This is a genomic window from Niabella ginsenosidivorans, from assembly GCF_001654455.1.
In the GTDB taxonomy this organism is placed as follows: domain Bacteria; phylum Bacteroidota; class Bacteroidia; order Chitinophagales; family Chitinophagaceae; genus Niabella; species Niabella ginsenosidivorans.
Window position 1 is genome coordinate 4,021,756 of the sequence record NZ_CP015772.1, and the last position, 13,912, is coordinate 4,035,667.

Consider the following 13,912-nt stretch of genomic DNA (forward strand, 5'->3'; position numbering starts at 1 on the left):
TAACATGAAAGAGCTCATTTTTGATTTTGACCGCATTGGTACCCAACAGGATTTCTATAAAATTGCAGCCCGGCAATTTCCTTTTCCCGGGTATTTTGGCAATAACCCGGACGCGTTATGGGATGTGCTGACCGGTGCTATTGAGCTGCCGGTGAGCGTCCGGTTTATAAACCTTACGCTGGGCCAGCTGGAAACCTTTGGCAATATTATCGGGGTTTTTGAAGATGCCCGGGATGAACTGGGCGATAATTTCAGTTTTGAATATTACCTGAAAAAGCCGTAAAAAGGGATTTCCCCCGAACAAAGCGACGCTTATTGCCATGAACGCTTATATGCGTATTTACAAAACTATCGTTCACTAAAAAATATAAATGCAAGGGCCTTTTTAATGCAACAGGCTGCTTTTCCAACAAGAAATTTGTAATTTCACTAATAGTTCTTATTCTTAAAATCACCCCGCTTCCAGGCCTCGATGAACTGTGCCCAGGCTGCCGGGTTAAAAATATTCATAGGCGGCAATTGCCCCTGGTAACGCGCTTTTTGTGAGATCATGTTCAGCTGCTGATTGGTGGCCTCCCGTCCGTCAAACGGTGTTTTTTGCAGCATCATACGCTGCATTTCCTTTGTATTGTTCTTCCGTATGGTCTCCATTTCATCATCAGCCACCCTTACATTTACAAAGTCGCGGGCAAACTGTTCCGGCGTCGGGCGCGGCCGTATAATAGCCGCAGGGAGGTATACGGTATCTGCCGTCAGCAGTACAACCATGTTGTATTGATTCCCTTCCAGATCCCTTGGTATCTGTTTTGTAAGCGGTTTATAGCTTACATGTGAAAATTCGATCACATCCCCTTTTAATGCTGCAATGGAAAAAACCCCGTCACTATTACTGACAGTGCCCCTGTTGGTTCCTTTTACAGTCACACTTACAGAAGGAATACCGTACAAGCTATCTGACGACATAATAATACCAAACAATTGAATGACAGAATCACGGGCTTTCTCAAACTGTGCATGCGCAGTTGATGGCAGAATAAATAAGGATACAATAAAAACAATCAATAGTTTCTTCACAGCCCAAAAATAAGTACAGGAATCGTAAATAAGGCAACAAAATGCCCGTTAGGATGTTTAACTTTGAGGATTGTATTGAATTTAACATAAGCTTTAGCAAATAAATGACAAAAGAACTCGTTTTAAAAGCCTTGACCAGTGTGCATATTCCGGGATCCAATAAAGATATTGTAGCGCTTGAAATGGTAAAGGATCTTGTAATTGAGAAGTATTATATTTCTTTTAATCTTCAGTTACCTACTGAAGATGCGCAGCTGAAAGATAAAGTAAAGGCCGATTGTATACAGGCCATCAAATCCCAGGTGAATGAAAAAGCGGTTATAAAAGTAGGGTTTGGCAATACCGGCATAAAGGCCCAGGCACCTGCTGCACCGGTAAACCCTGTATTGCCTGGTGTAAAAAATGTTATTGCTGTTGTGAGCGGTAAGGGAGGTGTGGGAAAAAGCACCGTAGCAGCCAATCTTGCCCTGGCGCTGTCCCAAACGGGCGCCTCGGTAGGGTTAATGGATGCGGATATTTACGGCCCCAGCGTACCTATAATGTTTGGGGTGCGTGGAGAACGGCCCATGATGCGCGATATAAATGGCAAGGGCATGATTGTACCACTGGAGCGCTTTGGTATAAAATTACTAAGCATCGGCTTGCTGGTGGATGAAAGCAAAGCTGTTGTATGGCGCGGGCCGATGGCCAGCAGCGCTATCAAACAATTCATTACGGATGTGGATTGGGGTAACCTGGATTACCTGATTGTTGATATGCCTCCCGGTACCGGCGATATTCACCTTACATTGATGCAGATTGCGCATGTAAGCGGGGTGGTTATTGTAAGCACGCCGCAGGATGTGGCACTGGCAGACGCCAAAAAAGGCATTGCCATGTTTGGCCAGGCACAACTGAATGCGCCTATCATTGGTCTGGTTGAGAATATGAGCTATTTTACCCCGGAAGAGCTGCCGGATAATAAATACTACATTTTTGGAAAAGAAGGGGGCAAACGCCTGGCAAGCGAGTATGACCTGCCTTTCCTTGGAGAGATTCCATTGGTACAGGGCATCCGCGAAGGAGGCGACCAGGGAATTCCGGTGATGATGAGCGATAATGAGATCACAAAGGCTGCGTTCAAGGCTTTTGCAAAGCAGGTAGCACATTTTGCCGCTACAAGAACTTCGCGCAGATAACCATATACTACGGGCGCACTTTCTGGCGCTGCTCTTTCAGGTTCCAACCGGATACTGATACAGATATACCGGAAGCTGTTTCCGGATAATCGATCGTGATCTTTTTCTGAGAACCGGGCAGCAGCGTTACATAATTATCACTGTAGAAACCGGGCAGCAGCCGTTCTCCTGTTTTGGGATCAACAACGGACAAACGGTTGAAAAAGGCCACAGGCGCATCATAGGGATTGGTAAGCGTTACTTCTGCCTTTCCTTCTGCTAATTTCCTGCAATGCATTGTAAGCCGGGACGGCGGCATGTTGTTGAGGCCGGAGTATTGACCAGTTGCATCAGGAAGCCAGTAAATATTTTCATCGATCATTGTTTTATCAGCATCCAGCAACTGTATTGCCAGAAATGTTCCTTCCTGCTTAGCCACCCTGCTCAGTGCACTATTTAAAGAAAAGATCCGTTTTGAATTTTGCGGGATTGCTTCACAAAAAACCTGGGTGATCAGGTGCTCCTTTCCCTGCATATCATATGTCTTTACCACAAGCATCAGGTTATCTTTCTTTTCCCAGGTATTGTTGGCTATATAAACGGAGCTATCGCCAAAACTGAACATACCATGAAGCGGCCGGTTCCCTGTACGTAACCCATATAAGCAGGCATTGGGGTCAAGATAGTAATCATACATCTGCCCGCGCAGGGCCGTCCAGGGATTTTGCGTTTTCCAGATGATCACACCGGTATACCAGTCCCATTGATGACCAATAAATCCTTCTGTCAGGCTCCTGTACTGGTCGTAATTCACCAATTGCGCTTTGTTGGCAAAATCTTCCAGGTCTCTGGGCATTCCATAAGCATTCACAAACCGGCCATACCCGATGTATTTATGATAGGTCCATACGGAGTCATTTACTGCTTCTGAACCCTTTTGCTCCGACGGAATTACCTGATTGGCTTTGGGCAGGAAACGCTGCAACGATACCAGGTCTCCCATACCTACCGAACCGATCTCCGAATTAAACGGCCAGGTGCGGTAGTTCCAGAAATAAGACAGCGGCTGGATCCCGTAAGGGCCATCGCCATTACCTCCGGTAGCGTTGTAAGACATACTGTCTGAATTGGAGTAATCAATAAACCAGCGCGTACCATCCAGCACCGGCATTAACGAATCTTTAAGTGCGTGAAAGATATCCGGTGGCAACACAATTTCATTACCGCCGCACCATATGGCCAGCGACGGGTAATTGCGGATCATCCTGATCATGTCCGCCGCCGATCTTATGAACAGTTGGTGATCATCAGGGTATTGACGTCTTGTCCACTGATCTTCTTTTTTCTTTGGGTCCATCCACCGGCCGTTACAATCGCCTGAGCCCCAGAAATCCTGCATTACCAGCAATCCATACCGGTCGCAGGCTTCATAAAATTCCGGACGCTCCGTTAAAGCGCCACCCCAAACGCGAATCAGGTTCAGGCCCATATCCCGGTGAAAACGGACCTCCGCATCATACCGGGCGTTGCTGAACCGTAACAGCGCATCGGAAACGATCCAGTTACCACCACGAATAAAAACAAGCTGGCCATTTACGCGCACTTCCATGCTCCGGGTATGCATATTCCAGTTGTTCCTTACCTCGCGGAGCCCCACTTCTATATTCCGGCTATCAGAAATTTCCTGGTCATCTTTTACAAATGAAATAACAGACCGGTAAAGATTTTGCGGCCCATAGGTATTGGGCCACCAAAGCCGCGGATTTTTAATTTCAATGGCAGAAAGATGCACTTCCTTTTTTTCAAAGGGCTGCAATTGCACACGCTGCGTAACATACTGCTCATTGACCACATACCTCAATACCCCCGTAACGGCCGTATTGCCTGCATTCTCCAGCGTTGCCGATGCATGCACAAATGCTGGCTCCTGCTGTTCACCGGGTTTTCGTATACCGGGCACTGTTGTTTTTATAAACGGGTCCGTAATAATAACAGCGCCGGTCTTTTCAATGGTTACCTTATCCCATATGCCCGTGTTCCGGTCGCGTACGGGCTGGATCCAGTCCCACCCTGCTACATACTGATGCGCCACGTTCTTTGCAATGGTACCATCGCCTCCCTGGCCGCCATTAGGATCCCCCACCTCATCCGGCGGATATACGATCACCGCCAGCCTGTTTTGGCCGGATGGTTCCAGGTATCGGGTAACATTATAACGCTGCCGCAAAAACATTCCGGTAAACGGCTCTTTGTTCACCTTTTTGCCGTTCAGGTAAACGGCACATCTGTAATTAATGCCCCTGAAATTCAGCCACACCTGCCCGTTATCTTCAGGCGGGGCTTCTTTGAAGTCCTTACAGAACCAATAGGTATAATACGCCTTTCCGGCCTGTGCAATATCCGGTATCCGGTTATTGTTCATACCATAAAACGGATCCGGAATCTTTTTGTTTTCCAGCAATGTGGTCAGAACGGTTCCGGGCACTGTTGCCGGCATCCAGGAGGCGATGGAGTACCTGCTTTCAGAAAGCGTTTCGGGCTTTACAGAAAGCCCGGATGCCTTATGGCATTTCCACCCGCTGTTCAATTCATAAGAACGGGCAGAGGGATATTGTGCCCGGCAATAGCTAAGGCATACTGCTAAAAATAATACCGTAATTGCAATATGTTTTATCATCATCCGGAACCAAATGCGCAATGAATATATGCAGGCGAAAATACGAAAACGGGAAGAGGGAATATCTGTTTCTTTTAAATGCAGCTGATCATGAACCAGGATCAAAAATAGCAAATCCACTTGGGGCGGCTAAAAAGGCCCTTTGATAGTCACCTGAAATTTCCGGAGTTAAAGAATCCGTACAGATCTTTGAGTGCCGTGGGCACAGCGCATTTCTTTCGCAATAAGAAACATTCCTGGCAGCGGCACCACTCAAAATGATACCACCGCTCTTAAATTGACGGTTATGATGCCTGCACAAACCACTTAAGTATAAATAGCCTGCTGTACTGCAGCTTCAAACTTTTTGTAAGCCTGGTTAATTTTAATGTATCTTCTCGCATTTCATCTGTCATTAAGCGATAGCATTCATTTATACTGAACTAAAATATGGCGGTTCCATAGTGTGATTCTTAAAAAACGATAGAAAATTTTGTCCTCTCTTTTCTGATCAGATTGCTCTTCAATGATACGGAGCACTGTGATGAGGTGTTGCTATTCTTTTACCAAGAGATGGCCCCTCCGGGGCAGCGCTGTATGGGCGGTATTTTGGTAAAAAGTTACTTTTTTCAACGCATTTAGCCCGCCTACGGCGGGGCAGCCTGTAATACCAATTAGATTAAAAAAGTATTGTCATCCTGACGAAGGAAGTTTGTCAAATGAATTATGGTTCGACAGGTTCATCACGACATTGCTTATTGAACGGATTTTAATTTCTAAAAGGTATAAATTGAAATGCAACCTTAATTAAATGACTAAAATAAAATACCCTCAGTAAAAAAGCTGAAGCCTCGGTACGCAAACTTTCGCCAAAGAAGAAAGCATGAAGGGGGCGGGAGCGCTTTCCCCGGAAAACCTATTTACGGTTTTTACAGATCCAGTACATCCTTCATGGAAAACACGCCTTTCTTATCTCTGATAAATTCTGCCGCCAGTACGGCGCCCAATGCAAACCCCTTACGGTTATGCGCCGTATGTGTAATGGTAATATCGTCAATTTCAGATGAATAGGTAATCGTATGTATTCCCGGGGCAGGGTCAATGCGTTTGCTGGTAATCAGCAATTCTTCCGCAGCGGGCTGCACATCATTCACCCATTTTTTCTTTTCTGTATAGACCTCCATTATCTGCTCAGCCAGTGTAATGGCTGTGCCGCTGGGAGCATCTTTTTTTTCGGTATGATGAATTTCCTCAAGGCTTACAGTATAATCCTTGTGCGGGTGCATTAATGCAGCCAGCTTTTTATTAAGTTCAAAAAACAGGTTCACCCCAATGCTGAAGTTACTGGCATATAAAAAAGTACCATTGTGTTGGCTGATCTCTGAAAGCAGTTTCGGCATTTTCTCCAGCCAGCCTGTGGAGCCGCTCACCACAGGAACCCCGAAACGGATCAGCTTTGTGAGGTTCTCAAGCGCGGTATGAGGGCCTGTAAATTCGATTGCCACATCGGCCTTTTTTACATTATCCGCAGTAAGCGCATCTGTATTATGCGCATCAATGGTCAATACAATTTCATGACCCCGTTCAAGCGCTATTGCTTCAATAGCCTTTCCCATTTTCCCATATCCGATCAATGCGATCTTCATACTAAATATATTATTTACAATTAAGATGAACTGTTGATTAAGTATTCCTCACTGACAGCTGCTGTCCGATCATTTCAATTGCAATACAACTGCAAATCCTGCTTTATTATATACATCAACAGGCGGTGGTTCTATCCGTAAAGCCAGTTTAGGAGAAATGTCAAAGGTACTTAAATGCGCATCAACCGTTGCATCCACCACATTCAGCGCCCAGGCTATGAGAAAGAAAACAGCCGAATAATCCACATTCTGCCGGAACTGGCTCCGGTTACTCTGCAACCCGCTCAGGTTGATCCCGTTTCTCAAAAAGAACGGGTCTTTAAGATCTTTGTATACTTTGGCAAAATTGGGGCCGGTAAGGCTGTCCGTTCCTGCCTGTATATTATAGGCCACTTTTACAGCATAGCGAAACCGCTTATACCATATCAGATTATCAACAAAAATACCGGCTGTTACACCCAGCCCGGCATATACAATAGGCACTTTCCATATCCGTTTATTATATACCTGTCCCCAGCCGGGCAGCACAGCAGACCGGAAAGCAGCTTTGCCCGGATTGCGGTAACGGGGATCTTTCCGGGCTACCGAATCTATATAAACATCCTTTTTTCTTTTGGGTTTTACGGCTGCTTTTTTTACAGTTGCGGAGTCGGTCTTATGAGTTACCGAATCTTTTTTCTCTGGCAGAACAGCGCCTTTAGCGGGAATGGTATCAACAGATTGTGCGCCCACATACATACCAGAGCCGGCAAAAAGCAGCAGCAGCAGTATTTTGTAAACAAATTGCATTTTGCAAATAAAGCGCTAATTAGTCTACCGATACGTTAAAGTTGTGCAACAGCTTATTCAGCTCTTCTACTGAATAATAATCAAATGTGATCTGCCCGCTGCCATTGCTGCTGTGTTTCAGTTTAACACGGGTATCAAACCGGGAAGCCAGTTTGTCCTCAATCCTTTGGAAAGAAGCAGAAAGCCCGCCTCTGCCTGCCGGTTTTTTAGCAGCGGCTCCCTGTTTGTACAGGTTGCGCACCAAAGCCTCTGTCTGGCGTACGGATAATCCTTTATCTTTTATTTCACGGAAAATGAATAATTGCTTTTCAACAGTGTCTACATTAATAATTGCACGGGCATGGCCCATAGAAATTTCGTTGCTCCGTACAGCCAGTTGAATATCGGGGGGTAATTTTAACAAACGAATAAAATTGGCAATGGTGCTGCGATCTTTCCCCATCCGTTCAGCTACCTGGTCCTGTGAATAATCCAGCTCATCCATCATGCGCTTATAACTGAGGGCTACTTCAACAGCGTTCAGATCTTCCCGCTGCAGGTTTTCCAGTAATGCCAGCTCCAGCAACTGCGCATCATTTGCCTGGCGGATGTATGCAGGCACATCCGTTAACCCAGCCATCCGGGAAGCCCGTAAACGGCGCTCGCCTGCAATGAGCCGGTACTTGCCTGCAGCCGTCTTGGACACCGTAAGGGGCTGAATGATATCATGGATCTTAATAGATTCCGCCAGTTCCTTCAACGCCTGTTCATCAAAATCATGCCGGGGCTGTTTGGGGTTCACTTCTATATCTGCAACGGGTATCCTTAAAATGGTAGTTACGTTCTCAACAACGGTCTTTTTTAACTGCTCACCCGCCGGCGTATTGCTTTTGAGCTCTGCATCAATACTACCTAATAAGGAACGGATCCCTTTGCCCAGCGCATCTTTATTTGGTTTAACGGTTGCCATATTTTGCTTAAAGTTTACTGTTGGTTCCGGGCCAGACTGTAACCCCTGAACATTTAATACTGAACGTTCAACCTTTAACAGGTTCCTATTCTAAAATTTTGTTTTCGTTAGCAATTTTTGTCATGTCATTTTTCTGGAGGATCTCTTTTGCCAGATTCAGATAATTCAGCGCACCTTTACTGTTCGCATCATAAAGGATGGCTGGTTTTCCAAAGCTGGGAGCCTCGCTCAGTTTGGAGTTCCTGTGAATGATCGTATCAAAGACCTTATCTTCAAAATGCCGGCGCACTTCGCTCACCACCTGGTTACAAAGGCGCAGGCGGCTGTCGTACATCGTCATCAAAATACCTTCTATGACCAGTTCTGTATTTAACCGGCTTTGTACGATCTTAATGGTATTCAGCAGTTTTCCCAAACCTTCCAACGCAAAAAATTCGCACTGAACCGGCACCACAACAGAATCGGAGGCGGTTAAAGCATTTACAGTGATTAATCCCAGTGAAGGCGAGCAGTCGATCACAATAAAATCATATTCCTGTTTTACGGCCTCCAGGATGCCCTTCAGCACCGTTTCCCGGTTGGGATAGTTGATCATCTCAATTTCCGCGCCTACCAGGTCAATATGGGAAGGGATCAGATCCAGATTGGGTATTTCACTTTTCAGGATCACTTCTTTAGCCGGCGCCTGGTTGGCCATACAGTCGTAAAGGCTGTGAGTAATGTTCTGCAGATCAAAACCCACCCCTGTTGTGCTGTTGGCCTGCGGATCCGCATCCACCAGCAGGGTTTTATATTCCAGCACCGCAAAGCTTGCCGCCAGATTGATTGCCGTGGTTGTTTTACCTACCCCTCCCTTCTGATTTGCTACTCCGATTACTTTTGCCATATTTCTTATGATTCTATGTCCAAATAGCTTCTAAAACATGAAAAATGCTACATTTAAGCAAATGTAAAGTATTTGCGATCTTTAATTGATACAAAAAGCCATTTCGTTCAATTTATCCACATTTAATTAGCTTTGGTCTTATAAACAACCCCGGCTATGCGCAATACTTCCATGTGGTGGATCATGATCCTGGTAATGCTAATCATTGATCTTTACATTTTTATAGCTATACGATCCTCCCTGTTCGCCTATGCTTCCAACCGTAACCGCACCCTGTTTTCAATCATTTACTGGAGCATCACCCTGCTTTCCCTTGGAGTTGTTTTAATAGTGCCCAATCTGCCTGCAACGGAGGCCGGCCGGTTCAGAAGAAGCATACTGTATACTATTATATTTGCCCTGTTCCTTGGAAAAATACTGGCAGCTGTATTTTTCCTTTTTGATGATATCCGGCGGCTGGCGCAATGGGTGGGTGGTAAACTGTTTTCTTCCAATAACGAGGTAGGAGAAGTTTCCGGAGCGGACAGTGAAACTATTTCAAGATCCAATTTTCTTACATGGCTGGGCATTGCTGCCGGGGGCACCATCTTTTCAAGCCTTATTTACGGGTTAAGCAATAAGTATAATTATAAAATAAAAAGGGTGACCCTTTCCTTTCCCAACCTGCCGGATGCATTTAAGGGGTTCAGAATGATCCAGATATCTGATATCCACAGCGGAAGCTTTAATAATAAGGCGGCTGTGAACAAAGGGATCGATATGATCTTAAAGGAAAATGCTGATGTGATCGTTTTTACAGGCGACCTGGTAAATAATATTGCTACAGAAATGGATGCCTATACAGACATCTTCAGCCGGCTGAAAGCCCCGATGGGAGTATTCTCCACATTGGGCAACCACGATTACGGGGATTACCACAACTGGAGAAGTCCGCAGGAAAAAGCGGCCAACCTGGAACAATTAAAGCGCATCCACGGGCAGATTGGCTGGCGGCTGCTGTTGGACGAGCACCTGCCTTTAGAGAAGAATGGCGCACAGATCGGACTGATTGGCGTACAGAATATCAGCGGGAAAATCCGGTTCCATAGCTATGGTAATATGGCAAAAGCCATGCAGGGGGCAGAAAAATATCCTTTTAAAATTCTACTAAGCCATGACCCCTCCCATTGGGATGCCGAGGTTAATAAAAAATATCCCGACGTGGACCTGATGCTCAGTGGCCATACCCATGGCATGCAGTTTGGCGTTGAAATTCCGGGCCTTAAATGGAGCCCCGTACAATATGTATACAAGCAATGGGCCGGGCTTTATGAAAAGGGAAAACAAAAATTGTATGTAAACAGGGGGTACGGGTTCATCGGATATCCCGGAAGGGTGGGCATTCTGCCGGAAATAACCGTATTTGAATTTAAGTAACAATTAGCGGTACAAAAGCGTTTTGTATTCAGTTTACAGCTATTTTAGCAGTCTAATTCTCATTTAACCCCTCGTTATGAACTATTCTAAAAAAATAATACTTGCAGCAACCTTATTCATGTGTTTTTCGGCCGCACAGGCCCAGTTCCATTTGGGTATAAAAGCGGGGGCCAATCTTACAAAAATTGACGGCAAATCCTTTAGCGATGAATTCCGGTTCAATTACCTTGCGGGCGCCTTTGCCGAACTGGGCGTTGGAAAAAAGTTCAGCATCAACCCTGAGTTGCTTTATAGTCAAAGCACCGCTACGGTATCTGATAATTATAATGATGTATCCAATATATTCAGCACGGATCAGCGAAAGGCCAAACTGAATTATCTATCCATTCCGGTGCTGGCCGATTATAAGCTTATAGGTCCTCTGCACATCCAGGCCGGGCCACAGTTCAGCATTGCTACCAATCAGGATAAGACCCTGCTTCAGAACAGCGGGGAGGCCTTCAAGAACGGCGATTTTTCATTTGTAGCCGGCGCCCAGGTAAAGCTGATGAAGTTTCGTGTTTCTGCCCGGTATATTGCAGGCATGAACAACATCAACGATATTGATAATCAGGACAAATGGAAGAACCGCGCCATACAGGTAGCCCTGGGCTTTGCTATTTTCTGATCGGAAAAGCAGCATACGGAGAACAGATTTAGGTAAAAGCATAGCTGTTTTTTTATGCTTTGCGGGGCCTGCTGCCTGCTCACAATGCCAGGAATTTGTTCCGGGGTGACCCGATAAATACCCCAATCCCGACAATCTTACACTATTTTATATTATGGCATTACTATTGTCATACTGGTGTTCTTAAAATCACTTTAAAGACATTGGAGAAACAGTGTCAGTTTGTCTTATTATAAATTATTATGAAGTTTGACATAGCGTTTAAGCCGGAAGATGAAATGGACTTTATGCCAATAATTCCGCTTAATGAAAATGAGGGCGATGAGAGTTTAGATCAGGTACCCGATGAAATTGCTCTTTTACCATTGCGTAATACAGTCCTGTTCCCGGGCGTGGTGTTACCGATTACTGTTGGAAGGGATAAAAGCATCCTTGCAGTAAATGATGCTTATAAAGGCGATAAATTTATTGGCGTGGTAGCACAGAAAGATGCCAACCTCGAAAATCCGGAGGCAAAGGATCTGCAAACCATCGGTACCATAGCGAAAATAATCAAACTGATAAAAATGCCCGATGGCGGAACAACCGTCATCATCCAGGGACGGAGTAAGTTTTCGATTGAATCCGTTAACTCCGATGAGCCTTATTTTAAAGCCACCATCAAAAAAATAACAGACGCTGATGCGCCGGGCGATGCAGATTTTGAGGCGCATATTGCCAATATCAAGGATCTTGCCACCAATATCATCCAGCAATCGCCCAATATTCCGTCTGAGGCGTCGATCATCCTTAAGAATATTGAAAAACCTTCCTTCCTGATCCATTTTGTAAGCAGCAACCTGAACACCACAATGGAGGAAAAACAGCGTTTGCTGGAGATCAGTGATATCCGTGAACGCGCCACCAGCCTTATGCAGTTATTGCAAAAGGAATTGCAGTTTGTGGAGCTGAAGAACAAGGTAACCAACAAGACCCGCACAGAGCTTGACAAGCAGCAACGCGAATATTTTTTGCAGCAGCAGCTAAAAAGCATCAAGGAAGAGCTGGGGGGTGACTCCAACAGCCAGGAAATAAAGGAAATGCAGAAAAAGGCAGAAGCCAAGAAATGGCCGGAAGCCGCAAAAGAAGCTTTCAGAAAGGATATTGAGAAGCTGGAGCGGATGCATCCCAGCACGCCGGATTATTCCGTGGTATATAATCATGTGGATTTCCTGCTGGATCTGCCCTGGGAAGAATATACGGAAGACCATTATGATCTGAAAAATGCCCGGAAAACACTGGATCAGGATCATTATGGCATGGCAAAGATCAAAGAACGCATACTGGAATACCTGGCCGTATTAAAGCTGAAGGGCGATATGAAAAGCCCCATCCTTTGCTTCCTTGGCCCTCCCGGTATAGGGAAAACCTCTTTAGGCAAAAGTATTGCCAGTGCCCTGGGCCGCAAATATATTCGTTTAAGCCTGGGTGGGGTGCATGATGAGGGAGAGATCCGCGGGCACCGTAAAACCTATATTGGCGCCATGCCCGGCCGCATCCTGCAATCTTTAAGGAAGGCTAAAAGCAGCAACCCCGTAATCGTGCTGGATGAGATCGACAAGGTGGGCAACGACTTTCGCGGAGATCCCAGCAGCGCTTTGCTGGAAGTGCTGGATCCGGAACAGAACAATACCTTTTATGATAATTATTTAGAACTGGAATATGACCTGAGCAAGGTATTGTTCATAGCTACCGCCAACAATATTCAAACCATACAGCCGGCATTGCGCGACCGCCTGGAGATTATTGACCTGAGCGGTTATGCAATTGAGGAAAAGATCGAAATAGCCAAGCGCCACCTGATCCCCAAGCAAAAGGAATTGCATGGGCTGACCAAAAATAACATCCGTTTTTCCGACAAGGTGCTGTCACAGCTGATTGCCGATTATACCCGTGAAAGCGGTGTGCGGGAGCTGGACAGGCTACTGGCCGGCATTATGCGTAACCAGGCTAAAAGAGTGGCAATGGGCGAACTGTTAAAAACGCCACTCACAACCGACGATGTTCAGGAAATTTTAGGAAAGCCCCGGTACAGCAATGACCTGTATAAGACCGTGAACCTGCCCGGTGTGGCGGTAGGTCTGGCCTGGACCTATGTTGGCGGGGATATCTTATTTATCGAATCCAGCCTTAGCGACGGTAAGGGTGAACTGCATCTTACAGGGAACCTGGGCAATGTAATGAAGGAAAGCGCCACTACTGCATTGACCTACCTGAAGTCCAACGCGCAAAAATATAAGATAGACGCTTCCCTGTTTCAGAAAAAAAATATTCATGTGCATGTGCCTGAAGGAGCCACCCCCAAGGACGGGCCCAGCGCAGGTATTACCATGATGACCTCCATCGCATCAGCGCTTACCGGCAAAAAAGTAAAGCCTTACCTGGCAATGACCGGGGAAATTACGCTGCGGGGACAGGTACTGCCTGTAGGTGGAATCAAAGAAAAGATCCTTGCTGCCAAAAGAGCAGGATTAAAAGAAATCATCCTCTGCGCTCAAAATAACAAGGACGTATCTGAAGTGGAACCGGACTTTATTAAGGGACTTAAGTTTCATTATGTAGATAAAATGGAAGACGTTCTTAAAATTGCAATAGGGCTTTAGCCTGCTCACTTTGTTGTTTAATGCGCATCA

General features: G+C 45.7%; 11 protein-coding genes. 5 read left to right on the top strand and 6 right to left on the bottom strand.

Annotation, left to right across the window (positions count from 1 at the left end; genetic code table 11):
• Positions 1-4 precede the first annotated feature (4 nt).
• The gene (locus A8C56_RS16945) at positions 5-283 is read left to right on the top strand and encodes a barstar family protein (RefSeq protein WP_067758620.1); all 279 of its coding nucleotides are present in this window, start codon (positions 5-7) and stop codon (positions 281-283) included.
• A 146-nt stretch (positions 284-429) separates the two neighbouring features.
• Here A8C56_RS16945 and A8C56_RS16950 read toward each other — a convergent pair whose 3' ends face one another.
• Entirely contained in the window at positions 430-1,074 is a 645-nt protein-coding gene (locus A8C56_RS16950) for a carboxypeptidase-like regulatory domain-containing protein (protein WP_067758622.1), read from the bottom strand.
• A gap of 104 nt (positions 1,075-1,178) precedes the next feature.
• On the opposite strand from A8C56_RS16950, the gene A8C56_RS16955 reads away from it, so the two are divergent.
• Positions 1,179-2,252, top strand: coding sequence for an Mrp/NBP35 family ATP-binding protein (locus A8C56_RS16955; RefSeq protein WP_067758625.1), 1,074 nt, complete (start codon positions 1,179-1,181; stop codon positions 2,250-2,252).
• Positions 2,253-2,259: 7 nt separating this feature from the next.
• On the opposite strand, the gene A8C56_RS16960 is transcribed toward A8C56_RS16955, so the two are convergent.
• From A8C56_RS16960 to A8C56_RS16980, 5 genes are all read right to left on the bottom strand, one after another.
• A complete protein-coding gene (locus tag A8C56_RS16960; protein WP_067762195.1) occupies positions 2,260-4,911 on the bottom strand; it encodes a glycoside hydrolase family 2 protein in 2,652 nt (883 codons plus the stop codon).
• 905 nt (positions 4,912-5,816) lie between these two features.
• Entirely contained in the window at positions 5,817-6,533 is a 717-nt protein-coding gene (gene dapB, locus A8C56_RS16965) for a 4-hydroxy-tetrahydrodipicolinate reductase (RefSeq protein ID WP_067758629.1), read from the bottom strand.
• A 69-nt stretch (positions 6,534-6,602) separates the two neighbouring features.
• The gene (locus tag A8C56_RS16970) at positions 6,603-7,322 is read right to left on the bottom strand and encodes a DUF5683 domain-containing protein (protein ID WP_067758632.1); all 720 of its coding nucleotides are present in this window, start codon (positions 7,320-7,322) and stop codon (positions 6,603-6,605) included.
• 19 nt (positions 7,323-7,341) lie between these two features.
• On the bottom strand, positions 7,342-8,271 hold the full coding sequence (locus A8C56_RS16975) for a ParB/RepB/Spo0J family partition protein (protein ID WP_067758635.1): 930 nt from the start codon (positions 8,269-8,271) through the stop codon (positions 7,342-7,344).
• Between the two features lie 85 nt (positions 8,272-8,356).
• Positions 8,357-9,157, bottom strand: a complete 801-nt coding sequence (locus A8C56_RS16980) for a ParA family protein (RefSeq protein ID WP_067758638.1) — start codon at positions 9,155-9,157, stop codon at positions 8,357-8,359.
• A 156-nt stretch (positions 9,158-9,313) separates the two neighbouring features.
• Here A8C56_RS16980 and A8C56_RS16985 point away from each other — a divergent pair, with 156 nt between their 5' ends.
• The 3 genes from A8C56_RS16985 to lon all read left to right on the top strand — a co-directional run bounded on the left by A8C56_RS16985 (position 9,314) and on the right by lon (position 13,882).
• Positions 9,314-10,573, top strand: a complete 1,260-nt coding sequence (locus A8C56_RS16985) for a metallophosphoesterase (RefSeq protein ID WP_067758641.1) — start codon at positions 9,314-9,316, stop codon at positions 10,571-10,573.
• Positions 10,574-10,649: 76 nt separating this feature from the next.
• Positions 10,650-11,240: a porin family protein gene (locus A8C56_RS16990; RefSeq protein WP_067758644.1), complete on the top strand. Its 591-nt coding sequence runs from the start codon at positions 10,650-10,652 to the stop codon at positions 11,238-11,240.
• A 242-nt stretch (positions 11,241-11,482) separates the two neighbouring features.
• Entirely contained in the window at positions 11,483-13,882 is a 2,400-nt protein-coding gene (gene lon, locus A8C56_RS16995) for an endopeptidase La (protein ID WP_067758647.1), read from the top strand.
• The last annotated feature ends 30 nt before the right edge of the window (positions 13,883-13,912 follow it).